The sequence below is a fragment of the Streptomyces sp. 71268 genome, assembly GCF_029392895.1.
Classification (GTDB): Bacteria; Actinomycetota; Actinomycetes; order Streptomycetales; family Streptomycetaceae; genus Streptomyces.
Window position 1 is genome coordinate 2,192,368 of record NZ_CP114200.1, and the last position, 25,972, is coordinate 2,218,339.

Annotated in this window: 16 protein-coding genes; 2 read left to right on the forward strand and 14 right to left on the reverse strand. The window is 72.5% G+C overall.

Annotated elements, in window-relative coordinates; genetic code table 11:
• Positions 1-468: 468 nt before the first annotated feature.
• The gene (locus OYE22_RS08025; RefSeq protein WP_277319755.1) at positions 469-1,566 is read right to left on the reverse strand and encodes a branched-chain amino acid aminotransferase; all 1,098 of its coding nucleotides are present in this window, start codon (positions 1,564-1,566) and stop codon (positions 469-471) included.
• Positions 1,567-2,199: 633 nt separating this feature from the next.
• Positions 2,200-3,240 carry a 3-isopropylmalate dehydrogenase gene (locus OYE22_RS08030; RefSeq protein WP_277319756.1) on the reverse strand — a complete coding sequence of 347 codons (1,041 nt, stop codon included), beginning with the start codon at positions 3,238-3,240 and terminating at the stop codon, positions 2,200-2,202.
• A 139-nt stretch (positions 3,241-3,379) separates the two neighbouring features.
• On the opposite strand from OYE22_RS08030, the gene OYE22_RS08035 reads away from it, so the two are divergent.
• Positions 3,380-5,029 carry a metallophosphoesterase family protein gene (locus OYE22_RS08035; protein ID WP_277319757.1) on the forward strand — a complete coding sequence of 550 codons (1,650 nt, stop codon included), beginning with the start codon at positions 3,380-3,382 and terminating at the stop codon, positions 5,027-5,029.
• A 232-nt stretch (positions 5,030-5,261) separates the two neighbouring features.
• Here OYE22_RS08035 and OYE22_RS08040 read toward each other — a convergent pair whose 3' ends face one another.
• The 3 genes from OYE22_RS08040 to OYE22_RS08050 form a co-directional block, all read right to left on the reverse strand.
• Positions 5,262-5,390, reverse strand: a complete 129-nt coding sequence (locus OYE22_RS08040; protein ID WP_261905843.1) for a hypothetical protein — start codon at positions 5,388-5,390, stop codon at positions 5,262-5,264.
• A 531-nt stretch (positions 5,391-5,921) separates the two neighbouring features.
• On the reverse strand, positions 5,922-7,553 hold the full coding sequence (pruA, locus tag OYE22_RS08045) for an L-glutamate gamma-semialdehyde dehydrogenase (protein ID WP_277319758.1): 1,632 nt from the start codon (positions 7,551-7,553) through the stop codon (positions 5,922-5,924).
• Positions 7,554-7,926: 373 nt separating this feature from the next.
• Positions 7,927-8,853 (reverse strand): proline dehydrogenase family protein, encoded by a 927-nt coding sequence (locus tag OYE22_RS08050; RefSeq protein ID WP_187063759.1) that lies wholly within the window; start codon positions 8,851-8,853, stop codon positions 7,927-7,929.
• An 869-nt stretch (positions 8,854-9,722) separates the two neighbouring features.
• Here OYE22_RS08050 and OYE22_RS08055 point away from each other — a divergent pair.
• Positions 9,723-11,210, forward strand: coding sequence for a helix-turn-helix domain-containing protein (locus OYE22_RS08055; RefSeq protein WP_277319759.1), 1,488 nt, complete (start codon positions 9,723-9,725; stop codon positions 11,208-11,210).
• A gap of 183 nt (positions 11,211-11,393) precedes the next feature.
• Here OYE22_RS08055 and OYE22_RS08060 read toward each other — a convergent pair whose 3' ends face one another.
• The 9 genes from OYE22_RS08060 to OYE22_RS08100 all read right to left on the reverse strand — a co-directional run bounded on the left by OYE22_RS08060 (position 11,394) and on the right by OYE22_RS08100 (position 25,812).
• The gene (locus tag OYE22_RS08060) at positions 11,394-12,638 is read right to left on the reverse strand and encodes a serine hydrolase domain-containing protein (RefSeq protein WP_277319760.1); all 1,245 of its coding nucleotides are present in this window, start codon (positions 12,636-12,638) and stop codon (positions 11,394-11,396) included.
• A 121-nt stretch (positions 12,639-12,759) separates the two neighbouring features.
• Positions 12,760-13,686 carry an SAM-dependent methyltransferase gene (locus OYE22_RS08065; RefSeq protein ID WP_277319761.1) on the reverse strand — a complete coding sequence of 309 codons (927 nt, stop codon included), beginning with the start codon at positions 13,684-13,686 and terminating at the stop codon, positions 12,760-12,762.
• A 563-nt stretch (positions 13,687-14,249) separates the two neighbouring features.
• Complete coding sequence (locus tag OYE22_RS08070) at positions 14,250-15,827, reverse strand: MFS transporter (protein WP_277319762.1); 1,578 nt, start codon at positions 15,825-15,827, stop codon at positions 14,250-14,252.
• A gap of 40 nt (positions 15,828-15,867) precedes the next feature.
• A complete protein-coding gene (locus tag OYE22_RS08075; RefSeq protein ID WP_348652191.1) occupies positions 15,868-16,572 on the reverse strand; it encodes a helix-turn-helix domain-containing protein in 705 nt (234 codons plus the stop codon).
• 380 nt (positions 16,573-16,952) lie between these two features.
• The gene (gene serA / locus OYE22_RS08080; protein ID WP_277319763.1) at positions 16,953-18,557 is read right to left on the reverse strand and encodes a phosphoglycerate dehydrogenase; all 1,605 of its coding nucleotides are present in this window, start codon (positions 18,555-18,557) and stop codon (positions 16,953-16,955) included.
• A gap of 438 nt (positions 18,558-18,995) precedes the next feature.
• Positions 18,996-19,994 (reverse strand): ketol-acid reductoisomerase, encoded by a 999-nt coding sequence (gene ilvC / locus OYE22_RS08085; protein ID WP_277319764.1) that lies wholly within the window; start codon positions 19,992-19,994, stop codon positions 18,996-18,998.
• A 235-nt stretch (positions 19,995-20,229) separates the two neighbouring features.
• Positions 20,230-20,754 carry an acetolactate synthase small subunit gene (gene ilvN, locus OYE22_RS08090; RefSeq protein ID WP_187063766.1) on the reverse strand — a complete coding sequence of 175 codons (525 nt, stop codon included), beginning with the start codon at positions 20,752-20,754 and terminating at the stop codon, positions 20,230-20,232.
• A gap of 37 nt (positions 20,755-20,791) precedes the next feature.
• On the reverse strand, positions 20,792-22,654 hold the full coding sequence (locus tag OYE22_RS08095) for an acetolactate synthase large subunit (RefSeq protein ID WP_277319765.1): 1,863 nt from the start codon (positions 22,652-22,654) through the stop codon (positions 20,792-20,794).
• 203 nt (positions 22,655-22,857) lie between these two features.
• Complete coding sequence (locus OYE22_RS08100) at positions 22,858-25,812, reverse strand: EAL domain-containing protein (RefSeq protein WP_277319766.1); 2,955 nt, start codon at positions 25,810-25,812, stop codon at positions 22,858-22,860.
• Between the last annotated feature and the right edge of the window lie 160 nt (positions 25,813-25,972).

The following is a 25,972-nucleotide window of genomic DNA, read 5'->3' on the forward strand; positions in this document are numbered from 1 at the left end:
GGGCGGTCACTGCGGACCGGCGCGCCTGCTGCCAATAATCATGGCGAACGAGAGCACGGCAGGAGTGTGCCACACGCCCCGGCGCGGCACCCGCCCGTCTCACGATGCGGGAGCCCCGGCCGACCGCCGCGCGCCGTCCTGCCGCACCGAAGCGGTGCGGCCCCGACCGGGCGGTGGCGTACGGGGCCACGGGACATGACCACCCTGACGGGGGACGGGGCCACGGGGTGTGAACCCGTAACGAGGCACGGGGCACGGAGCGCGAGACCTCAACGGGGCACGGAGCACGGGGCACGGGGCGCCTACCCCCAACCGGGTACGGAGCGCGGACGCTTGGCCCCTCCCCCACGGGACGCGGGGGCGTGGTCGACGCGCGAGGACCCGCCCACGCGCGCGGTGGCGGCGGCGTAGGGCGGGCCCGTCAGCGGTCGGTGACGACCGGTGGTGATCGGTGGTGATCGGTGGCGATCAGCCCAGCGGGTGCATCCAGTGGTGGGTGTCGGGCGCGGCGCCCGTCTGGATGTCCAGCAGCGCGGTACGCAGCTTCATGGTGATCTCACCGGGCTGGCCGTCGCCCACCGTCCAGTCGGCGCGGGCGGACTTCACGGAGCCGACGGGGGTGATGACGGCGGCGGTGCCGCAGGCGAAGACCTCGGTCAGCGAGCCGTCGGCGTTGCCGTTCTTCCAGTCGTCGACGGAGATGCGGCCCTCTTCGCACTCGTACCCCAGGTCCTCGGCGATCTTGAGGAGCGAGGCGCGGGTGATGCCGGGCAGCAGGGAGCCGGACAGCTCCGGGGTGACGATGCGCACCGAGTCGCCCGAGCGGTAGACGAAGTAGAGGTTCATGCCGCCCATCTCCTCGATCCAGCGGCGCTCGATGGCGTCCAGCCAGACCACCTGGTCGCAGCCCTTCTCGGCGGCCTGCGCCTGAGCGACCAGGGACGCGGCGTAGTTGCCGCCGGCCTTGGCGGCACCGGTGCCGCCGGGGGCCGCGCGGACGTACTCCTCGGACAGCCACACCGAGACCGGCTTCACGCCGCTGGGGAAGTAAGCGCCGGCGGGGGAGGCGATGACCACGAACAGGTACTCGTTGGCCGGGCGCACGCCGAGGCCGACCTCGGTGGCGATCATGAAGGGCCGCAGGTACAGCGACTGTTCACCGCTGGCCGGCACCCATGCCTTGTCCTGGGTGACCAGGGCGTCGCAGGCCGCGATGAAGGTCTCGGTCGGCAGCTCGGGCATGGCCAGCCGGCGGGCGGACGCCTGGAAGCGGGCGGCGTTGGCGTCGGGGCGGAAGGTGGCGACGGTGCCGTCGGGCTGCCGGTACGCCTTGAGGCCCTCGAAGATGGTCTGCGCGTAGTGCAACGTCATGTTGGCCGGGTCGATCGACAGCGGCGCGTACGGAACGAGCTGGGCCTCGTGCCAACCGCGGCCCTCGGTCCACTTGATGGTCACCATGTGATCGGTGAAGTGGCGGCCGAACCCGGGGCTGGCCAGAATCTTCTCGCGCTCCGCGGCCGGCAGCGGATGCGAGGAGGGCTTGAGCTCGATCGTGGTCGTCGTCATGAGTACGTGTCCTTCGCCAGGTGGGTTCGGCGGACCGCGCTCACTTCCGTCCCTGTCAGTCGGCTATAACGTCCAAGATTCGCCTTGTGTTGCGGCCCCACGTTCGATTATCGCTCGTGCGCGACCGCCCAGGGAACACAAGGCCGCACCTCGGCGCGCGCGGGCCTGACCTCGATGGTCGCACCCCATCGCGCGGAAACACAGCGACGGTGACGAGGCTCCCATCATCGTTTGTGACCGTGGCCACCGCCGTGGATGCGAACGACCGTCCGCTTCGGGCCGGGGACGTCCCCCGCCGACCCACGGACGCCAGGTCCCGCCCCCGACCGCCCCGACCCGCGCCGCGCGGGACCGCGATTCCCCTTCGCCCCGCCGCCCCGTAGGCCGCCGCTCCGTGCCCCGTGCCCCGTGCCCCGTGCCCCGTGCCCCGTGCCCCGTGCCCCCCAGGGAGGATCGGTGCCGCGCGGCGCCCCGTACGGGAAGCAGCAGCGGAGCACGGGGCATGGCGGAACGGTCGTCCGCGCGCGGACGCCTCGGGGCCCCGGGCGTCAGCACGGGGCCCCGAGGAAGCGGTCCGTAGGACCGGTCAGCGCGTCGCGTTCGTCACACGCCGCCGGGCACGCGGCGTACGCGTCAGGCGGTGACCCGGACGGCGAGCGCGTCGCCGATCTCGTCCGTGGTCCGGGTCACGCCGTCGCGGGCGGCCAGGTCCTCGGTGACCGCGGTCTCGACGCGGGCCGCCTCCGCCTCGTACCCCAGGTGTCGCAGCAGCAGCGCGACGGAGAGCACCGTGGCGGTCGGGTCGGCCTTACCGGTGCCCGCGATGTCGGGGGCCGAGCCGTGGACCGGCTCGAACATGGACGGGAAGGCCCCGGTGGGGTTGATGTTGCCGCTGGCGGCCAGCCCGATGCCGCCGGTGACGGCGGCGGCCAGGTCGGTGACGATGTCGCCGAAGAGGTTGTCGGTGACGATGACGTCGAAGCGCTCCGGCTGCGTGACGAAGAAGATCGTCGCCGCGTCGACGTGCAGGTAGTCGGTGGTGACGTCCGGGTACTCCTGGCCGACCCGGTCGAAGATGTTCTTCCACAGGTGGCCCGCGTAGACTAGGACGTTGTTCTTGTGCACGAGCGTCAGCTTCTTGCGGGGGCGGGCGTTGGCCCGCTCGTACGCGTCGCGCACCACGCGCTCCACGCCGTACGCGGTGTTGACGCTCACCTCGGTGGCGACCTCGGCCGGCGTTCCGGTGCGCAGGCTGCCGCCGTTTCCGGTGTACGGGCCCTCGGTGCCCTCGCGGACCACGACGAAGTCGATCTCGGGGCGGCCGGCGAGCGGCGTCGGGGTGTTCGGGAAGAGCTTGGAGGGGCGAAGGTTGACGTAGTGGTCGAAGGCGAACCGCAGCTTGAGCAGCAGGCCGCGCTCCAGGACGCCGGAGGGCACGGACGGGTCGCCGATCGCGCCGAGCAGGATCGCGTCGTGGTCCTTGAGCGACTCGAGTTCCGCGTCGGGCAGGGTTTCCCCGGTCGCGTGCCAGCGCCGCGCGCCGAGGTCGTACTCCCGGGTCTCCAGCTTCACGTCCTGCGGAAGCACCGCCGAGAGCACTTTGAGGCCCTGGGCCACCACTTCCTGGCCGATTCCGTCACCGGGGATCACTGCGAGGCGAATGCTGCGAGACATGCGAGGACCCTACTCTTCGTCCCATTCGTTGACACGTCATGTCCACAGTTCGGACGGGCGCTCGTCGGACAGGTGGCGTTCACCCCAGATACGGCCGTGATACAGCCCGGAGTTGATCACGGCTGGGAGCTTTCCTGTCATGACCGCTCATTCCCGCCAGCCGGGCCCCCACTCCCCTGGTTCCGCCGATCTCCCCCGGGTCGGCATCCCCGATGAGCTGGCCCGCCGGATGTCCATGCCGGAACAACACGCCTACCTGCGCGCCAAACTGTCGCGGCGTGGCGCCCTGCGCGCCGGCGCGGCGACCGCGGGCACGGTCGCCGGAGCCGGCCTGCTCGCCGGCTCCGCCAACGCCGACGCCCGCCCCGTCGCCGCCGCGAACGCCCCGGCCACGGAGCGCGTTGACGGCTCGTTCGTCGCCCCGTTCGGTCGCCACCTGGCCTTCGGCGCTGACCCGCGGACGCAGATGCGGATCTCGTGGCAGGTTCCCTTCGCCGTGCGGCGGCCGTACGTACGGATCGGGGTCGAACCCTGGCAGTTGAGCCGGAAGATCGAGGCCGAGGTCCGCGACCTGCACACGCCGGCGCTGTCCGACAGGCTGCCCACGGTGCGGCAGGTCTACCTGCACGCCGCGCTGGACGGGCTGCGCCCCGGCACGACGTACTACTACGGCGTGGGCCACGACGGCTTCGACCCGACCGACCCGAGCCGCCTTTCGACGATCGGCAGCTTCCGGACGGCGCCCGCGCGGCCGGAGGAGTTCGTCTTCACCGCCTTCGGCGACCAGGGCGTCAGCTACGACGCGCTCGCCAACGACCAGTTGATCCTCGGCCAGAACCCGTCGTTCCACCTGCACGCGGGCGACCTGTGCTACGCGGACACCACGGGGCACGGCGAGGAGTCGGACGTCTACGACGCGCGGGTGTGGGACCAGTTCCTCGCGCAGACCGAATCGGTCGCCGCGCGCGTGCCGTGGATGGTGACCACCGGCAACCACGACATGGAGGCGTGGTACAGCCCCAACGGCTACGGCGGCCAACTCGCGCGCTGGACGCTGCCGGACAACGGCCCCGATCCGCGCGAGGCCCCCGGCGTGTACTCCTTCACCTACGGCAACGTGGGCGTGGTCGCCCTCGACGCCAACGACGTCTCGTACGAGATCACCGCCAACCTCGGCTACACGGGCGGGCGCCAGACGGCCTGGCTCGACCGGCGCCTCGGCGAGCTGCGCCGGACTCGGGGCATCGACTTCGTCGTGGTCTTCTTCCACCACTGCGCCTACTCGACCACCAGCGCCCACGCCTCGGACGGCGGCGTGCGCGACGCGTGGGTGCCGCTGTTCGAGAAGCACCAGGTGGACCTGGTGATCAACGGCCACAACCACGTCTACGAGCGCACCGACGCGCTGCGCGGCGGCGCGGTGGCCAGGGAGGTGCCGATCGGCGAGAGCGTGGACCCGGCGCGCGACGGCATCGTGTACGTCACGGCGGGCGGCGCGGGCAAGGCGCTCTACAGCTTTCCGGTGCCGGACAGCTACGAGGGACACGTCAAGGACCGCGACCACGTGCGGACGTACCACTGGGTCAAGGGCGCGGAGAAGGCGGAGAAGCCGGAGAAGCGCGAGGAGGACGTGGAGTGGTCCCGGGTGCGCTTCACGGGCTTCTCCTTCGTCGCGGTCAGCGTGCGCGCCGGCGCGCGACCCCGGATGCGGGTGACCACCCTGGCGGAGAGCGGCGAGCGCGTGGACCACTTCGAGATCACGCGTTCACGGCGGGACGGCCGCGCGTAACCGCCGCGCGGCCTCGCACCGTCATCGGCCGGGCGCCGTCCTCGGCCGGGTGCCGACGGGGCGACGGGGCACGGGGCGGGCCCGCGACGCCCGCCCCGTGCCCCGTGCCCCGTGCCCCGTGCCCCGTGCCCCGTGCCCCGTGCCCCGTGCCCCGTGCCCCGTGCCCCCAGGGAGGATCGGTGGTCCGGGTGGCTGGGGCCCCCGGGGCGTGCGTGCGCGGGGTGAGTCGGTGTTAGTGGCCGGTGGAGCCGCCGTTGTCGCGGCGGTCGAGCGCGCGCTGGAGCGCGGCGGCGGCGTTCTTGCGGTCGGTGTCGTCGTCGCGGCGGGCAGCGTGCCTGATCCTGCGAACGGTGTCGGCCATGATGCACGTCTCCAATGCCAATGCCAGAACCCGAAGGGGAATGGAATCGCCGGAAGGGCGGGAGCCTGGATACGGCAGGGGTCACCTGCGCGACGCAGCCGGCTCATCCGCCGTCGCTCGATGGAGCGAGACGTTCGGCTTCCACAAACGTAAGCCAGCGAAGCGGAGCTGTCTGCCCCATTACTCGGACTTCCTACTATCTGAGACGGCGGCACTACCGAGGCTCCGCTGGCACCTGCCTGGGCGTCCCGCCTGTTGGACACGTTCGGCCCCGCCCGACGCGCCAACGGCGCGCTAGGCCACCCGCGGGAAGCGCGCTCCGGATGCGCGGGTCGCACGGGGCGCGCGGACGGGCGGGGCGGGCGGGGCCCCCGCGTACGGGGCGCGCTCGCGGGGGCGGGTGCTGGCGCCGGGTACACCTCCGCCCCCGGCCGGTTGGGGGACCAGACGGGGGCGGAAGCTGGTGGCGCGCACGCGTGGCGCGCGCCGGACCGGACCGACCGGGTCGGACCGGCCGGTGTGTGGGGCTGATCAGCCCATGTGCGGGTAGCGGTAGTCGGTCGGCGGGACCAGGGTCTCCTTGATGGAGCGGGTGGAGGTCCAGCGCATCAGGTTCTGCTTGGCGCCGGCCTTGTCGTTCGTGCCGGACGCGCGACCGCCACCGAACGGCTGCTGACCGACGACGGCGCCGGTCGGCTTGTCGTTGATGTAGAAGTTGCCCGCCGCGAAGCGCAGCGCCTCACAGGTGGCGGCGGCAGCGGCGCGGTCCTGCGCGATGACGCAGCCGGTCAGGCCGTACGCCGAGGCCGACTCCATCTGGGTGAGCATCTCGTCGTACTTCTCGTCGTCGTAGACGAAGACGCCGAGGATGGGGCCGAAGTACTCGTCCTTGAAGATCTCGTTCTCGGGGTCGGTCGAGACGAGCACCGTCGGACGGACGAAGTAGCCCACGCTGTCGTCGTACGTGCCGCCGGCGATGACCTCGATCGTCGGGTCGGCCTTGGCACGGTCGATGGCGGCCTTGTTCTTCGCGAAGGACCGCTCGTCGATGACGGCCGACATGAAGTTCGACAGGTCGGTGACGTCGCCCATGGTCAGGGCGTTCACCTCGGCGGCGAACTCCTCCTTGAGGCCGTTCTCCCACAGCGAGCGCGGCACGTAGGCGCGCGAGGCGGCGGAGCACTTCTGGCCCTGGAACTCGAAGGCGCCACGGGTCATCGCCGTCTTGAGGACCGCCGGGTCGGCGGACGGGTGGGCGACGATGAAGTCCTTGCCGCCGGTCTCGCCGACCAGGCGCGGGTAGGTCTTGTACTTCTCGATGTTGTTGCCGACCGTCTTCCACAGGTACTGGAAGGTCTTGGTCGAACCGGTGAAGTGGATGCCCGCCAGGTCGGGGTGGTTCAGGGCCACCTCGGAGACGGCGATGCCGTCGCCGGTCACCAGGTTGATGACGCCCTTCGGCAGCCCGGCCTCCTCCAGGAGCTGCATCAGCAGCACGGCGGCGTGGGTCTGGGTCGGGGACGGCTTCCACACGACCGTGTTGCCCATCAGCGCCGGGGCGGTCGGCAGGTTGCCGGCGATGGCGGTGAAGTTGAACGGGGTGATGGCGTAGACGAAGCCCTCGAGCGGCCGGTGGTCGCTGCGGTTCCACACGCCCGGGGCGTTGGCCATCGGCTGCTCGGCCATGATCTGGCGCGCGAAGTGCACGTTGAAGCGCCAGAAGTCGACCAGCTCACAGGGGGTGTCGATCTCCGCCTGCTGGGCGGTCTTGGACTGGCCCAGCATGGTGGAGGCGGCCAGCGTCTCGCGCCAGGGGCCGGAGAGCAGCTCGGCGGCCTTGAGGATGATCGCGGCGCGGTCGTCGAAGGCCAGGGCGCGCCACGCGGGGGCGGCGGCCAGCGCGGCGTCCACCGCGTCCTGGGCGTCCTGGGTGGTGGCGTTCGCGTAGGTGCCGAGCTTGGCGGCGTGGTTGTGCGGCTGTACGACGTCGAAGCGGTCGCCGCCGCCCATCCGCTTCTCGCCACCGATGGTCATCGGCAGGTCGATGGGGTTCTCGGCAAGCTCCTTGAGCTTGATCTCAAGACGGGCGCGCTCGGGAGTGCCGGGTGCGTAGGTGTGCACCGGCTCGTTCACCGGCGCGGGGACCTGGGTCACAGCGTCCATGGCCGTGTCTCCTTCGATCGTCGGGTCTGCGTACGAAAACGTTCTGCGTACGGAACGTAAGGGCGGCGGCACGGGGGCCACCAGGCCGCGGGGCCGTCGGGCTGCCGCCACGGCGCCGGCTCGGCCCCGTACGGCGGCCCCTCCGGTGCCGTCCGCGCTCCGCTCCGCGCTGGCCTGCGCCGGGCGGTTCGGTGGGGGCGCCGGGGGTGCCGGCGCTCGCCGGTCACGGGGCGCCCCCTGCCAGTCTTACTCCTGTCGGCCGCCGAACGGGGCGGCCGACGTGTGGGGATGCCCACGGACCGGTTCGCGTCGGCGCACGGGGCGGGCCCGGCGGCCGGCGGCCACGGGGCCGTCGCGGCGTGCCGTGGGGCGGTCAGCCGCGGCTGACCAGCGAGCGCAGGAAGAAGGTCATGTTGGCGGGGCGCTCGGCGAGACGGCGCATGAAGTAGCCGTACCAGTCCGTGCCGTACGGCACGTAGATGCGCATCCGGTGGCCCTCGGCCAGCAGGCGCTCCTGCTCGGCGACGCGGATGCCGAACAGCATCTGGAACTCGTACTCGTCCAGCTTGCGGCCGTAGCGCCGGCCCAGTTCCTGCGCGATGGCGACCAGGCGCGGGTCGTGGGAGCCGATCATCGGGTAGCCGTCACCGGCCATGAGGATCTTCAGGCAGCGCACGTACGCCTTGTCGACCTCGCGCTTGTCCTGGAAGGCGACGTCGGAGGGCTCCTTGTAGGCGCCCTTGACCAGGCGCACCCGCGAGCCCTCGGTGGCCAGCGCGTGGCAGTCCTCCTCGGTGCGGAACAGGTACGACTGCACCACGGCGCCGGTCGACGGGTACTTCTTCCGCAGCTCGCTGAGGATCGCCAGCGTGGAGTCGGTGGTGGTGTGGTCCTCCATGTCCAGGGCCACGTTCATGCCGGCCTCGGCCGCGGCCTCCACGACGGGCGTGACGTTCGCCAGGGCGAGGTCGTGGCCGCCGGGCAGCGCCTGGCCGAAGGCGGAGAGCTTGACCGACATCTCCGTGCGGGCGCCGAGGCCCAGCGGGGCCAGCTCCTCGGTCAGCGCCAGGTAGGCATCGCGGTTGCGCAGCGCCTCGGCCGGGTCGGTGATGTCCTCACCGAGGAAGTCCATGGTCACGTCGAGGCCGCGCTCGGTCAGGCCCCGGATCACCGACATGGTCGGCTCCAGCAGCTCGCCCGCGACGAAACGGTCCACCATGGGGCGGGTGACCGGCGCGGCCGAGACGATACGGCGGATGGCGTCGCTGCGTGACGCGGCGAGCAGCACGGGACCCAGCACGGGGCACCTCCACGTTGCGATGGTTCTTGTCAGGGCTGATGGCGCCGGGCGGCCAGGGCCACGACGGCAAGGTGAGCCACTGTGAAACCTATGGAGCGCGCCGGCGCGCGACCATCGACACCTGTCACGCATTGGTGGCCGGGATCTCAGACAGATGTATGACAATGGTTCCAGCAATGCGCTGCGGTACGCGCCGGGCGTGCGCCCCGGAGTGCGGCTCGGGGGTGCCTTGGGGTGCGGCTTGGAGGGTGCCTTGGGGGTGCCGTGGGGTGGGACGGACATCCGCCGGGTGGTACGCCGGGGCCTCGCTGGGCTGTGGCCTCGTCCGGTCGGGGACTCTCCCGGTTGGGGACTCGGCCGGGCCGGCGCCTCGTCGATGCTTGGCGGCGTGCGGTGCCGGGGGCGGGTACGGGCCGTGCTCGTACGCCGGAGGTCGCGCACGGGGCACGGGGCACGGGGCACGGGGCACGGGGCACGGGGCACGGGGCACGGGGCACGGGGCACGGGGCACCCAAAGCAGGACACGCGCGGGGCAGGACGGGCAAGGAGTGCGGAGCACGCGGAACGCAGAGCACGAGCCACACGGAGCACGGAGCACGGAGCACGGAAGCATGAAAGACGGGGAACGCGTGGAACACCTGAAGCACGCGTGGTGCCGGAGCGCCGCGTGAACGTTCCGACCGCACGACCAGCCGAGCGCGGCTGACGCGCCAGGGAGCCGGTCACGGCGACCGGACCGTCGTTCCCCGCTCCCCCACCCACCACCCCACCCCCCCCGCGTGCTCCTCGGACGGCGTACCGCCCGAGGAGCACGCGGGCTCACCCAGACACCTCGAAAGCCAGCCACCTCGAAGGGGGCCACGCGGCGGATGCGCGGCGACTACCAGCAACTCGTGGACGAGATCTCGGCGACTTTGGGCGCGCCCGCGACCCTGGAGGACCGGGACTTCGGGCTGATCGCGTTCGGGGTGCACGACAGCGACGACGACCTGGCCATGGACCCGGTCCGCACCCGGTCCATCCTCCAGCGCCGTTCGACGGCGGCGGTGCGGGCGTGGTTCGAGGGCTTCGGCATCGCACGCGCGCAGGCCCCGTTGCGCATCCCGCCCGACCCGGCGGCCGGGGTCTTCATGGGGCGCATCTGCCTGCCCGTACGGCACCGGGGCGTCGTGCACGGTTACGTGTGGCTGCTCGACGACGGCCACCTCGCCGACCTGGAACTCGGGCGCCCCGGCGCCCAGACCGACCCTCGGCTCGCCCAGGCCATGGAGACGACGGCACGCATCGGCGCCCTGCTGGCGGCCGAGGCGCGCAGCGGAGCGGAGCTCGGAGAGTTGCTGCGGGCCCTCCTGGTGGGACCGCCGGCGGGGCGGGACGAGGCGGAGGCGGCGCTGCGCGACGCGCTGCGCGGGGCGGCGCGGGGCCCGCTCGCCGTCGTCGCCGTCACGCCCTGGGACACCGAGAACCCCGCGGAGGCCGGTCCCCTGCCCAACCTGTCGGGGCTCGCCGCCGTCTGCGCCATCGCCGGTCGGCCCCGGGCCACTGGTTCGGGCGCCGGCGCGGGGTCGACGGGCGGGCCCCACGCGTCGAGGACGAGCCTGGCCGCGCTGGTCCGGCTGCGTTCGGGTGCGTCGCTCGACCCGGCGCACGCGACGGCGGAGCAACTGCTGCGTTCGCCACGCGCGGCCGGCGCCGAGCCGGGGCCGCGCTCCGGCACTGCCGACATCGGCGGGCGGGGGCCGGCGGACGGGGCACGGAGCACGGAGCACGGGGCGGGCCCCGCGCCCTCCGGCCTCGTGGCACCGTCCGGTCCCGTGGCACCGTCCGGCGGCGGGGCGCCGTCCGGGACGGAGCACGGGGCACGGGGCGCGGGGCGCACCGCGCGGGGCGCGGCCGGCCGTGGCGGCGCCGTGCCCGCCACAACGGGGCACGGTGCGCGGGGCGCCGCGGCGGGCGTGAGCGACGTACGCCGCGAGCTCGGCGAGCTGCCGGCCGCCTGGCGCGAGGCGCTGGCCGCCGCGCGCGCGGCGCGCGCCGACGAACGCTTCGGGCCCGTCGTCAACTGGGCGGACGTCGGCCCGTACCGGCTGCTGACCGGGCTGCCGGCCACCGACCCGGACCCGGCCGTACGACCCCTCCTCGAACTGGGCCACACGGAGCTGGCCCGGACCGCCGAGGAGTTCCTGGACCGGGCGGGCCAGGCGGGCCGCACCGCCCAGGCCCTCGGCATCCACCGCCAGACGCTCTACTACCGGCTCTCCCGGGTGGAGCAGTTGACCGGCCTCGACCTCGACGCCGGCGAGGACCGGCTGCTGCTGCACATGGCGCTGAAGAAGGCCCGTCTGGCGCGCGCGTAGGGCTGCCCGGTCGCGTACGCGGGGCTACCCGACCGCGCGCGTCGGGTTATCCGGCGGCGCGCCTCAGGCCAGCGGCGTACGGGCCCGGCGGCGCCGGCGGCGTCCCCGCCGTCACGGCTGGGACGGAGCGGCGGCGGGGACTGGGGACGTCTGGCGAGGGGACAGGCCGGACAGGAGCACGGTTCAGCGTCGGCAGAACTCCGCCTCCAGCGTGGCGTCCTCCCCCTCCTGGGCCCCGTAGTCGGCGTTCCTGTTCATCGTCAGGACGTGCTGGCCGTCGCGGGTGGCCGCGGTGCGCGTCAGCGAGCCCGGCACCTGTCCGCCGTGGCCCCACACCTCAACACCACAGGAGAGGGTGAACGACCGGATGCCCAGCCCGTAGGTGGCCCGAGGTGTCCCGTCTGTGGGCCGGCGGGGGGCGGCCGGCGGGGTCTCGTCACCGTCGGACGGCACGGGGACCCCTTCGAGCATCTCGGCGAGTTGCTCGGCGGGCAGCAGCCGCCCTTGCAACAGCGCGCGGGTGAAGGTGTTCAGGTCGCGCGGCGTGGAGATGATCGTGCCCGCCGCCCAGGCGACCGTCGGGTTGAACTCGGTGACGTCGTGCACCGGGGCCGCCGGGTCCTCCTCGTACAGCCGTGAGTAGTGCCGGCCGTGCGGGGCCGGCAGGGTGGGCGATGACCTCGGCAGCGTGGTGGACGTCAGTTTCAGCGGCTTGATGATCCGGTTCCTGACCTCGTCCTCGTAGTCGTGGCCGGTGGCCTTCTCGATGACGAGGCCGGCCAGGATGTAGTTGGTGTCGGAGTAGGACCAGCCCTTCCCCGGCGCGAACACCGGCGGTTGGGCCAGTCCGATGGCGACCAGTTCGTGCGGTGTCGCCCCGTCGTACCGGTGCTGGAGGAAGCCCTGCCCGGTGAACTTGGCCAGGAAGCCCGGGTCGTCGTTGTAGTTGAAGATGCCGCTGGTGTGGTTGAGCAACTGGCGGAGGGTGATGTGCCTGCCGTCGTAGTACGCGTTCCGCACCAGACCGGGCAGCCACGTGTGCACCGTGTCGTCGAGGGACAGGCGCCCCTCGGCGGCGAGTTGCAGCAGCACCGTCGCCGTGAACGGCTTGGTCACGCTCCCCACCCGGAGCCTGTCCCGGGCGAGCCGTGGCCGCCCCGTTTCGCGGTCGGCGACCCCGACCGACCGCCGCCACGCCCCGTCAGCGTCGTCGACCCGCGCCACGACGCCCGGGGTGCCGTCGGCGACGACCGCGTCGAGCGCCCGAGCGGTCTCGGCGTGCGGGCGGCTCCGTTCGCCGGCGCGGGCGGCGGGGCCCGCGCCGTTGGCGGGGTCGCCGGTCGCGGTGGCCGGTAAGGCGGCCACGGCCGTCAGTGCCCCGGCCACGGCCAGAACCCCGACGCCGCGCCGCAGTTGCCTACGTGTCATGGATTACGCGTCCCTTCGCGAGGGGCGTCACGCCCGGATGCGCCACGCCCGTCGCCTGGGAGGACCGAAAGCCACGGGGCTCGTGTTGCCCTCGCCCGTACGGATCGGGGTCCGGTCAGGGTTACGGGGCGCTGGCGCCCGCCAACCCCTGCGGGACATCACCTGCGGGGAGCGGCTGGCGCATCGCCTGGATCAGCCACCCGCGACCGGTGCCCGCACGGTGCGGGTCGAACGCCTTCGGCGTGGGGCGGCCGTACTCCACCGCGACCAGTCCGATGTCGCGGATCAACGGCGCCCAACCAGCACGGCGGAACCACACGTCGAGTTCCGTACGGGGGCCGCCCTGCCACAGGTCGGTGAAGTCGGGCGAGACAGCGGTGCGCGCGGCCCGCAACAGCTCCCCGTCCTCGCCGTGGTCGAGGGCCAGCGTGCTGCCGGGTGCCGAGAGCGCGCTGATCGCGTCGAGCAGCCCGTCGGCGGCGACCGACGGCAGCCCGTACACCAGGCCCTCGGCCAGCCAGGCGGTACGCGCCGTCGGGTCGAACCCCGCCGCGCGGAGCGCCGCGCCCCAGTCCTCCCGCAGGTCGGTGGCGACGTCGACCACGTCGCAGCGCGGGCTCGCCCCCGCCGCGCGCAGCGCCCGGACGCGGAAGTCCAGCACGGCCGCGAAGTCCACCTGGAACACGCGGGTACCCGCGGGCCAGCCCAGGCGGTAGGCGCGGGCGTCCATCCCGCAGGCGAGCAGCACCACCTGCGTACGCCCCGCCGCCGCGGCCTCCAACAGCGCGGCGTCCAGCGCCGCGGTGCGCACGGCCACCTGGTCGGCCATCAGGTCGACGAATCCGGGCCCCGACGGTCCCGCCGGCCCGGAGGGCACGTCGGTCCAGGAGGCGCCGAGGTCTCCGGCCGCGTCGAGGAACAACCGCGCGAACGGGTCCGCGAACAGCCGGTCCGCACGCTGGTGCTCCAGGTCGCGCAGGAACGCGACGCCCAGGGAGGTCTCCGCGAGCCCGGTCAACCCTTCGGCTCGCTCATCTGCCTGCGTCATGACAATCCTCTTTTCGTTGTCCGTGCGTTCACGACGGCGAGTTCACGACGGTGAGTTCGCGACGTGAGTTCGCGTCGGCGTGCTTGCTGAGTGCCGTGGTGCTGGTCGCGACCGTGCCGGCCCGGGCCGCGCTGGTGGCGTGCGTGTCGGCTGGGCGCCTGTTGACTTGGTGCCGTTCCGGCGGGCCCGCCCCGTGCGCCCCCGCGCCCCGTCGGACGACGCCCCGCTCCGTGCTCCGTGCTCCGTGCTCCGTGCTCCGTGCTCCGTGCTCCGTGCTCCGTGCTCCGTGCTCCGTGCTCCGTCGGCAGGGTCGCCGCCCCATGGCCCCGTGCCCCGTGCCCCGTGCCCCGTGCCCCGTGCCCCGTGCCCCGTGCCCCCGGGCAGGATCGCCGCCCCGCGCTCCGTAACGGCGCACCCCGCGCGGCGCGCCAGCCCCCTGCCCCGCGCGGCGCCCGCCCCGCCCGGCGGAGGGCTGGCCCGCGCCCCAGGTCCCCGTCCCCACGGGCGCCGGGGGCGCGGGGTGCGCCGGTGGACCCCGCCCCGGGGGGCCGCCGGCGGTCTCGTCAGCCCAGGTGCGGTGCCATCGGCTGGGCATCGGTGCGGGCGTCGGCGTCGCGGCTGGGGCGCGGGGTGTTCATGAGGGCGCCGACCACGGCCGCCGCCGCGACCAGGATCAGCGAGGCCGCGACGAACGCGTCCGAGAACCCCTCCGTCAGGGCCTGCCTGGCCACGTCCGGGGTGGGCGGCCGGTGCGCGCTGAGGTAGTCGGACGTGGTGCTGGCCGCGATCGTGTTGAGCAGGGCGGTGCCGATCGAGCCGCCGATCTGCTGGGCCGTGGTGACCGAGGCGGAGGCGATGCCGGTGTCCTCGGGGCGTACGCCGTACGTGGCGTAGTTCATCGCCGGGGCCATCACCAGGCCCATGCCCGTGCCGACCAGCAACTCCGCGGGGAGTACGCCCGCCGCGTACGAGCTGTCCGGCTCCAGCGGGATCAGCCAGGCCGCGCCCGCCGCGGCGAGCAGCAGCCCCGGTGCCACCAGCGCCCGCGGTGGGACCCTGGGCAGCAGTCGGGTGGCGATGCCGCCCGCTCCGAACAGCACGCCCGCCGTCAGCGGCAGGAAGGCCACCCCGGTGACGACCGCCGAGTAGTCCTTGACGGTCTGTAGGTAGTAGGTGAGGAACAGGAACATCGCGAACATGCCGACCATCGCCAGGCCCACCGCCAGGTAGGCCCCGCCACGGGTCCGGTCGAGGACCACGCGCAGCGGCAGCAGCGGAGTGCTGACCCGCCTCTCCACCGCGACGAAGACGGCGAGGAGCAGGACGCCCGCGGCGAGCAGGCCGATGACGCGGCCGGAGTCCCAACCGTCCGCCTCCGCCTCGCTGCAGCCGTACACCACGGCCACCAGGCCGCTGACGGCCAGCAGGACGCCGGGGATGTCGAAGCGGGCTCGGCTGCCGCTGGTACGGGTGTCGGCGGGCAGCGCGTACCAGCCGAAGACGGCGGCGACGGCGATCGGCACGTTCACGTACAGGCACCAGCGCCAGTTCAGGTACTCGGTGAGCAGCCCGCCGAGTACGAGGCCGAGGGCGCCGCCGCCCGCGGCGATGGCGCCGAAGACGCCGAACGCCTTGGCGCGCTCCTTCGCTTCCGTGAACATGACGGCCAGGAGCGAGAGCGCGGACGGGGCGAGCAGCGCGGCGAAGACGCCCTGGAGCGCCCGGGCGGCGAGCAGCGTGCCGAGGCTCTCCGCCGCGCCGCCGAGCGCCGACGCGCCGGCGAACCCCAACAGGCCGATCACGAAGGCGCGTCGGCGCCCCGTGTAGTCGGCTATGCGTCCGCCGAAGAGGAGCAGGCTGCCGAAGGCGAGGGTGTAGGCCGTGATGACCCACTGCCGGTCGCCGGCCGAGATGTCGAGGTCGCGCTGCGCGGACGGCAGGGCGATGTTCACGATCGTGATGTCGAGCACGATCATCAACTGGGCCATGCCGATGAAGAGGAGGGCGAGCCAGCGTCGTGGGTGCGCGTCCGTGGGGGGCTGGTCGGTGGGCGCGGCCGTGGTTCCCCGGGCCGCTCCGGACGCCGGCTCGGGCTCGGGCTCCGGGAAGGAGCCGCCTGGCCTGCGGTCGCTGACGGACATGGTGGTGCCTCTCTCATGAACGAGCTGGGCGGTGTGTGGGTCAGGCCCGTGGGCGTGACGGGGGCTGGTTGCCGATCAGTCGTGTTCTGATCCGCTTGAACCAGCCGAGGTCGACGGCGGGCCCGGGGAGCGTGGCCCGCTGGTGGCAGGTGCCCGGGGCGCGCAGGCCGTCGAGGTAGATCTCCAGTTGGCGGTGGGCCAGGTCGTCGTCTTCGGCGAGTTGTCCGCCGGCCAGGGGTCGGGAGATGCGCATGAGCATCAGGGGCAGGTCGCCGAAGCGCACGTCGGAGCGGAGCGTGCCGGCCGCCTGGGCCTGGGTGACCAGTTCCTGTACCGGGTCGGCGGCGTCCTGCCGTACGCCGTCGAGTACGTCGTCGGCCTCCAGGCGCCCGATCAGCGCGGGCATGACGGAGCCGAGTCTGAGGTCGAGTGCCGCGTGCATGAAGGTGCGCAGCGCTTCGAAGGGCTCGTCCTCGGTGTCGCGCGCCGCCAACGCGGCTTCGCCGAGGGCCGTGAGCACGTCGATGGCCACGCCGCGGATCAGGTCGGTGCGGTCGGGGAAGCGCCGGTAGAGGGTGGCGACGCCGACGCCCGCGCGGCGGGCGATCTCGTCCAGCGGCGCGTCCGGGCCCTGGGCGGCGAAGACCTCTCGGGCCGCGCGGAGGATCTGCTCGCGGTTGCGCCGCGCGTCGGCCCGCATGCGCGGCGGCTCCGTGCCGGCGGTGGGGGCGCGGTCGGGGGTCACGGTTCCTCCTCGATGGGCCGGGCGGTGGCGGGAGGGCGCGGCGCGAGGGCGTTCGCCTACGCGCGGCAGCAGGGCACACACATCCCGTAGATGGATGGTTTTTCTCCACTTCCATCAGCGTAGGGCCTGCCGCGCATTAATTCATCACCTGTTGAGTAAGTGAGAGAAAAAACCGGGCCCGCACCGCCATCGCGGTGCGGGCCCGGTTACCCGGTATGCGCGCATACCCCTGCTGACCAGCCCGTACGAGCACACCGGCCGGCGCGGACGCCGTACGCCGACCGGGGCCGAGCCCCGCCGACGCGCGCCCGCCGGCCGCCTACGTCACGGAAGCCCGCGGGTCCCGGCTCGCGCCGTGCGGCCCCGCGGGCTGCCCTGCATCAGTCCGTGAGGTTGACCGCGCGCGCCGACGTCGCGCCGATCTCCACGGCGATCTCGCTCATCACGTTCGCCGGAATGCTGTCGTCCACGGTCAGCGCGACCAGCGCCTCGCCGCCCGCCGTGGACCGGGAGACCTGCATGCCCGCGATGTTGATCCCGGCCTCGCCGAGGACCCGGCCCAGGGTGCCGACCACGCCGGGGCGGTCGCTGTAGCGCAGGACCGCCATGTGGTCGGCGAGCGCGAGGTCGATGTCGTGCTCGCCCACCGCGACGATCTTCTGCTGGTGCTTGGGGCCGGCCAGCGTGCCCGAGATGGACACCTCCTGGCCGTCCGAGAGGGTGCCGCGCACGGTCACCACGTTGCGGTGGTCCGGCGACTCGGAGCTCGTCGTCAGCCGCACCTCGACCCCGCGCTCCTGGGCGAACAGCGGCGCGTTGACGTACGAGACGGTCTCCGCCACGACGTCCTCGAACACGCCCTTGAGCGCGGAGAGTTCGAGCACCTTCACGTCGTGCTGGGTGATCTCGCCGTAGACCTCCACGTCGAGGCGGACCGCGACCTCGCCCGCCAGCGCGGTGAAGATCCGGCCGAGCTTCTCGGCCAGCGGCAGCGCCGGACGCACGTCCTCGGCGATCACACCACCCTGCACGTTGACCGCGTCCGGGACCAGCTCACCGGCGAGCGCCAGACGCACCGACTTGGCGACCGCGATGCCCGCCTTCTCCTGCGCCTCCCCCGTCGAGGCCCCCAGGTGCGGGGTCGCCACGACCTGGTCGAACTCGAAGAGCGGCGAGTCCGTGCACGGCTCGGTGGCGTACACGTCGAGGCCCGCACCCGCGACCCGGCCCTCCTTCAGCGCCGAGGCCAGGGCCGCCTCGTCCACGATGCCGCCGCGCGCCGCGTTGACGATGCGCACCTCGGGCTTGACCTTGTGCAGCGCCTCGTCGCCGATCAGCCCCAGCGTCTCGGGGGTCTTGGGCAGGTGCACCGTGATGAAGTCGGAGACGGTGAGCAACTCGTCAAGCGACAGCAGCTTGACCCCCATCTGCGCCGCCCGCGCGGGCTGCACGTAGGGGTCGTACGCGACGATCTTCATGCCGAAGGCGGACATCCGCTGCGCGACCAGCACGCCGATGCGGCCGAGGCCGACCACGCCGAGCGTCTTCTCGCTCAGCTCGACGCCGGTGTACTTGCTCCGCTTCCACTCGCCGTTCTTCAGGGCCGTGTTGGCCTGCGGGATGTTGCGCGCGGTCGCGACGATCAGGCCGCACGCCAGCTCGGCGGCGGTGACGATGTTGGAGGTCGGCGCGTTCACGACCATCACGCCCGCCTTGGTGGCGGCGGCGACGTCGACGTTGTCCAGGCCCACGCCGGCGCGGGCGACGACCTTGAGTCTGCGGGCGGCGGCGATCGCCTCGGCGTCCACCTTGGTGGCGCTGCGCACGAGGATGGCGTCCACGTCGGCGACGGCGGGGATCAGCTCGGCCCGGTCCGCACCGTTGCAGTGCCGAATCTCGAAGTCGGGGCCGAGGGCGTCGACGGTGGCGGGCGAGAGTTCTTCAGCGATGAGTACGACAGGTTTGCTGGGCTTGGCAGTGCTCACGTGGTCCTCAGTCCTCACTAGTCCTTTGCGGACGGCCGTCCCGACGGCCGAAGGCGGTGAAGGGGTCAGCCGCGTGGAAGACGCACGACGCTGTGAGCCTGACGCGCTTGTGGATGCAGTGTAGTGGCGTACGGGCTCGCGTCTCGCGTCGTCGCGCAACATCGCCCGGTTCTGAGCGGGCCCTCTGGACAACGTCGTCAAGGCCGGCTCACACCCGCCGCCCGGCCACCGGTCGGCGCCGCCTGTTCGTCCCCGGCCGCACTTGTGACCTGGGATGACGCATGAGTCGCGTGCGACGGCGGCCGGGTCGGGCCGCCCGACCCGCCGCGCGCCGGGGCCGCGGCGCGCGGCGGCCGGTGGGCGGGGCGGACGCGGCGTGGGCGCGCGGCGCCGGGCATCTCCCGGCACCGCGCGCCCACGCCCGCGCCGGCGGCGCGTTTACTCGTTGTCGTCGACCCAGCTCATGAGCTTGCGCAGCTCCTTGCCCGTGGTCTCCAGGAGGTGGTCCTGGTCGGCCTTCTTGTACTCGTTGTACTTCGGCAGGCCCGCGTGGTACTCGGCCATCCAGTTCTTGGCGAAGGAGCCGTCCTGGATCTCGCCGAGGACCTTCTTCATCTCGGCCTTGGTGGCGTCGTTGACGATGCGCGGGCCGGTGACGTAGTCGCCCCACTCGGCCGTCTCCGAGACCGACCAGCGCATCTTCTCCAGGCCGCCCTCGTACATCAGGTCCACGATGAGCTTCAGCTCGTGCAGGCACTCGAAGTAGGCGATTTCCGGCTGGTAACCGGCCTCGACCAGGGTCTCGAAGCCCGCCTTGACCAGCGCGCTCGCGCCACCGCAGAGCACGGCCTGCTCGCCGAAGAGGTCCGTCTCGGTCTCCTCGGTGAAGGTCGTCTTGATGACGCCGGCCCGGGTGCCGCCGATGGCCTTCGCGTACGACAGGGCCAGGGCGAAGCCCTTGCCGGTGGCGTCCTGCTCGACGGCCGCGATGCACGGCACGCCGCGCCCCTCCTCGTACTGGCGGCGCACCAGGTGGCCCGGGCCCTTCGGGGCGACCATGGCGACGTCGACGCCGGCCGGGGGCTTGATGAAGCCGTACCGGATGTTCAGGCCGTGGGCGAAGAAGAGCGCGTCGCCCTCCTTGAGGTGGTCCTTGACGGACTCCTCGTAGACCGTGGCCTGGATCGGGTCGGGCACCAGCATCATGATCACGTCGGCCTCGGCGGCGGCCTCGGCGGGGGTCACCACGCGCAGGCCCTGCTCCTCCGCCTTGGCCCGGGACTTCGAGCCCTCGTGCAGGCCGACGCGGACATCGACGCCCGAGTCGCGCAGGGACAGCGCGTGGGCGTGACCCTGGCTGCCGTAACCGAGAACCGCGACCTTGCGGCCCTGGATGATGGACAGGTCTGCGTCGGCGTCGTAGAACAGCTCGGCCACTTCGGGTATCTCCTAGCTTCTGGGTGGTGCTGCCCACCGTATGACGGCTGGGCGGGGGAAGGGTTGGGGGTCTCGCTATCCGGTCCCGCGGGCCGGCCGGAATCCGCCGGGGTGGGGCGGTCGCGGCCGGCCCGGCGCGCGGACTCGGAGCGCGTGCGCGGTGGTGCGCGGAGCGCGGTGGCGGCGGGGTGGCGCCGTGCTGGCCCCGGGGTACGGGGCGGGCGCGGGCGACCCGTTACGCGGAGCGGTCGAGGGCGCGCAGGCTCCGGTCCGTGATGGAGCGCGCGCCCCGTCCGATGGCGATGGTGCCGGACTGCACCAGTTCCTTGATGCCGAAGGGTTCCAGCATCTTGAGCATGGCCTCCAGCTTGTCGCTGCCGCCGGTGGCCTCGATGGTGACGGCCTCCGGGGAGACGTCCACGGTCTTGGCCCGGAAGAGCTGGACGATCTCCACTACCTTCGAGCGCGTCTCGTTGTCGGCCCTGACCTTCACCAGGACGAGTTCGCGGTGGATGGCCGAACCGTCCTCCAGCTCCACGATCTTCAGCACGTTGACGAGCTTGTTGAGCTGCTTGGTGACCTGCTCCAGGGGCAGTTCCTCGACGTTGACCACGATGGTGATGCGGGAGATGTCGGGGTGCTCGGTGACGCCCACGGCGAGGGAGTCGATGTTGAACCCGCGGCGCGAGAACAGCGCGGCGATCCGGGCGAGGATGCCGGGGGTGTTCTCCACCAGAACGGAGAGCGTGTGCTTGGACATGGGTCTCTCTCTTCTCGGCTTGCGCTCGGCCTGGTGCTCAGTCGTCTTCGTTGTCGCCGAAGTCCGGGCGCACCCCGCGGGCGGCCATGACCTCGTCGTTGGAGGTCCCCGCCGCGACCATCGGCCAGACCATGGCGTCCTCGTGGACGATGAAGTCCACCACCACGGGGCGGTCGTTGATCGCGTTGGCCTTCTCGATGACGGCGTCGAGCTGTGCCGGGTCGTCACAGCGCAGTCCCACGCACCCCATGGCCTCGGCCAGTTTGACGAAGTCCGGCACGCGGGTTCCGGTCGGCTTTCCCTCGTCCGCCGCCTCGCCGGGGCCGGAATGCAGCACCGTGTTGGAGTAGCGCTGGTTGTAGAACAGGGTCTGCCATTGCCGGACCATTCCCAGGGCGCCGTTGTTGATGATGGCGACCTTGATGGGAATGTCGTTCAGGGCGCAGGTGACCAGTTCCTGGTTGGTCATCTGGAAACACCCGTCACCGTCGATCGCCCACACCGTGCGCTCCGGCCGACCGGCCTTCGCGCCCATGGCCGCCGGCACCGCGTATCCCATCGTGCCGGCCCCGCCCGAATTCAGCCAGGTCGCCGGCTCCTCGTACTGGATGAAATGCGAGGCCCACATCTGGTGCTGTCCGACGCCCGCCGCGAAAACCGTGCCTTGCGGCGCCAACTGCCCAATGCGCTCGATCACCTGCTGCGGCGACAGGCTCCCGTCCGACGGCAGGTCATAACCCAGCGGATACGTCTTGCGCCACCGGTCCAGATCCGCCCACCACGCGGCCAGATCGCCGACCCGGCCCTCGGCCGCGTGCTCGGCGCGCACCGCGGTCACCAGATCGGTGATCACCTCGCGCGCGTCTCCCACGATCGGCACGTCGGCCAGGCGGTTCTTTCCGATCTCGGCCGGATCGATATCCGCGTGCACCACCTTCGCCAGCGGCGCGAAGGAATCCAGTCGCCCCGTCACCCGGTCGTCGAACCGGGCGCCGAGCGCGACGATGAGGTCCGCCTTCTGCAGGGCCGTCACGGCGGCCACCGTGCCGTGCATCCCGGGCATGCCCAGGTGCTGCGGGTGGCCGTCGGGGAAGGCGCCGAGCGCCATGAGCGTGGTGGTCACCGGGGCCCCGGTCAGCTCCGCCAGCACCCGCAACTCGGCGCTGGCCCGCGCCTTGAGGACGCCGCCGCCCACGTACAGCACCGGCCGCTTCGCCTGCGTGATCAGCCGGGCGGCCTCCCGGATCTGCTTGGCGTGCGGCTTGGTCACCGGCCGGTAGCCGGGCAGGTCCGTCTGCGGCGGCCACGAGAACCGCGTCCGCGCCTGCAACGCGTCCTTCGCGATGTCCACCAGGACCGGGCCCGGGCGGCCCGTCGAGGCCACGTGGAACGCCTCCGCGATAGTCCGCGGAATGTCGTCCGCGTTGGTCACCAACCAGTTGTGCTTGGTGATCGGCATCGTGATGCCGCAGATATCCGCCTCCTGGAAGGCGTCGGTACCAATGGCCTTCGAGGCCACCTGTCCCGTGATGGCAACCAGTGGCACGGAATCCATGTGCGCGTCGGCGATCGGCGTCACCAGATTGGTCGCCCCGGGGCCGGAAGTCGCCATGCAGACGCCGACCTTTCCGGTCGCCTGCGCATATCCCGTCGCGGCGTGTCCCGCGCCCTGTTCGTGACGCACCAGCACGTGCCGGACCCGCGATGAATCCATCATGGGGTCGTACGCGGGCAGGATCGCCCCGCCGGGAATTCCGAAGACTACGTCTGCTCCGACCTCCTCAAGCGAACGAATGAGGGACTGCGCGCCCGTGACGTCCTCAGCGGTGACGGACTGCTGTCCGTTTCGGGCCCGCGGCTGGGGGTGGGGAGCCCCGGTGGCCTGCTCGGTCATCGGCATTCTCTTCTCGAAGATGAGGGGTGGTGCGGGGGTGGAAAGTGCGTCAGTGCAACAAAAAACCCCTCGTGCCGTGAGGCAATCGAGGGGAGCGCGTCGGGAGGAGGTCCGCAGGGCCTTTGTGGCCCTGCTCAGCCGACGCGCTGTCCAAGTACGAGAATTCGGGTGCGCATGGCTCTGACCCTCCCCCCGCCGCCCAGGGAGTGTCAAGTGGGTGGGACGGGCGTCTCATTATTTGAACGCAACGGCGTATGCGCCAGCGGCTCGTGGCGCCGTGTCCCGTGCGATCCGCTGTACCGCACCGGCATGGCGCCACCCACGAGCGCCGGCGGCTCGGTCCGCTGCTCGGGCGCGCGGACGTCGGCCAGGACGGCGGAGCGGGCCGTCAGACGCGGCTCCGGGCGCGGCAGCGGGTAGTCGCCCACGGTGAGCGCGCGGCGCAGCCGGTGCTCGTCCAGCGGGCCACAGAAGACGGTGCCCTGGGCATGCGTACAGCCCATGGCTCGCAGGGCGGCCAGTTGCTCGGGGAGGTCGACGCCCTCGGCCATCACCTGGGTGCCCAGGTCGTTGGCGATCCGCAGCAGCCCGGCGGTGATCTTGTAGAGCCTGGCCGACTCCAGCACGCCCTCGACCAGGCTGTGGTCGAGCCTGACCAGGTCGACGGGGAGCTTGCGCAGGGCGTTGATCGCGGCGTACCCGCTACCGAACCCGTCCAACGCGATGCGTACGCCCAACCGGCGCAGCGCCATCAGCCGGTGCTCCAGGTCCTCCAGCGGCTTGCGGGAGTCACTTTCGGACAGTTCGATGATCAGGCTGCCGGACGGGAGGCCGTGCTCGGCGAGCAGGCCCTCCACCGCCTTGGGCGGAATGGCCTTGTCGGCCAGTTGGCTCGCGGGCAGCCGCACCGAGACCGCGACGCTGTGACCGGCGCGCCGCCGGCGGGCCGCCTGCCGGATGGCCTCCTCCAGCGTCCAGCGGCTCAGCTCGGCGCTGCGCGCGGCGTCCTCTCCGCCACCTCGCCCGTCGCTCTGGCCGGTGCCCGTGACCCGGAGGAACTCGGCCGGCGTGAACAGGATGCCCTGCGCGGAGCGCCAGCGCGGCTGGGCGGAGACGGCGGTGACGCGCCCGCTGTTGACGTCGACGACGGGCTGGTGCAGCAGCACGAACTCGCCGTCCTTGAGCGCGGTACGCAGCCGCGTCGCCATCTCGGCCCGGCGGGCCACGTCCGCCTGCATCTGTGGCGCGTACAGCTCGACCCGGTTCTTGCCGGCGGACTTCGCCCGGTACATCGCCAGGTCGGCGTTACGCATCAGGTCGCCCGGGCTGATGCCGGGCTCGGCGAAGGCGACACCGATGCTGGCGGCCACCCGCACCTCCGTGCCCTGCACGCGGTACGGGCGGGACAGGGCGATGCGCAGCCGCTCGGCGATGTCGTGCACGCGGTACTCGTGGGCGGCCTGGTCCGGGCCGCCGTCGCCCATGATGAGCGCGGCGAACTCGTCGCCGCCGAGCCGGGCGGCGACATCGCCGGCGCGCACGGACTCCTGGAGCCGGCGGGCGGCCTGCACGAGCAGTTCGTCGCCCGCCTGGTGGCCGACGGTGTCGTTGACCGCCTTGAAGCCGTCGAGGTCGATGTAGAGCACCGCGGTGCCCGGGTCGGTGCGCCGCCTGCCGCCGAGCGCCTGCCGCACCCGGTGGGTGAACAGGGCGCGGTTGGGCAGGTCGGTGAGCGGGTCGTGCTCGGCGTTGTGCTGGAGCTGCGCCTGGAGCCGGACGCGCTCGGTGACGTCGCGGCTGTTGAGGATCAGCCCGCCGTGGTGTCGGTTGATCGTGGACTCGACGTTCAGCCAGTCGCCGTTGCCGGAGCGGAACCGGCACTCGATGCGGGTGGTGGGCTCCTGGCTGGGCGCGGCGGCCAGGAACCTGCGCACCTCGTGCACGACCGAGCCCAGGTCCTCGGGGTGGATGAGCGACGCCAGCTCGGAGCCGGTCAGCTCCTCGGCGTCGCGGCCGTAGACTCCGGAGGCCGCCGGGCTCACGTAGCGCAGTACGCCGGTGGGCGCGGCGATCATGATGACGTCGCTCGACCCCTGCACGAGGGAGCGGAAGTGGTTCTCCTTCTGCGCCAGCTCCTGGGTCAGGGTGATGTTGTCCATCAGCATGATGGCCTGCCGGACCACCAGGGCGAGGACGACGGTGCAGCCCGTGAAGAGCACGACCTGGTCCACGGCCCGGCCGTTGAGCACGTTGTAGATGATCCCCAGTACGCAGACGCTGGCGGCCAGGTAGGGCGTCAGGGCGGTCAGCGAGTTGGCGATGGGGCGCCCGGCGGGCTGTGGCCGGCGCGGGCGCTCCCACTCCGCGCTGGAGCGGGCCGACGCCCACGGCGCGTAGGCCAGCAGCAGCGAGCCCGCGAACCAGCCCGCGTCCAGCGGCTGGCCCGAGTTGTACTGCTGGCGCAGCAGCGGCGAGGTGAACAGCGCGTCGCACAGGACGGTCAGCGCGAGGGCGCCGATGGCGGTGTTGACCGCTGAGCGGTTGGCCGACGAGCGCCGGAAGTGGACCGCGAGCACGACGCTGACCAGTGCGATGTCCAGCAGCGGATAGGCCAGCGAGAGGGCGGTGCGCGCGACGCTCTCGCCGTCGAAGCTGGCCGTGTGCGCGAGCGCCAGGCTCCACGAGAGGGTCAGCAGCGATCCGGCGATGAGCCAGGAGTCGAGGCTCAGGCACAGCCACCCGGCGCGGTTGACCGGGCGCTTGGCGAGCACCAGCAGTCCCACGATGGCGGGCGGCGCGAACAGCAGGAAGCAGAAGTCGGCGAGCGACACCGAGGGCACCGGCTGCCCCCGCACCACCTCGTACCACCCCCATACGCCGTTGCCCAGGCCCGCCATCAGCGAGGAGGCGGCGAACATGTACCACGCCGGCCGGGAGGGGCCGGAGCATGAGCGCGCGTAGACGAAGCACGAGACGGCGGCGGCCAGCGCCGCTGCACAGAGCCCGAAGTCGCCCATGATGGTGGCCAGTTCGCGCGATCCCCAGCCGAGGACCGACCCCGCCGCGTAGCCGCCGCACACGAGGGTCAGCAGTAGTTGGTGCAGCATCCCGGCGCCACCGTCCGCCGCCCCCGGGCGGGCGAGCACCGCCGCCCAGGCGCTCACGACGGCACCGCCGTCAGCTCGCGAATCGCCGCGCTGCGGTTCGCCAGGCTGTGTAGTGATCGACGCGTGAGCCGCGTCGGGGTGTTCATCCATTGGCCGTACATCGCCCGTCGCCCCCCTCGGTTCCGGTCCGTCACGCACGCCGTGCGTTTCGTGGCGT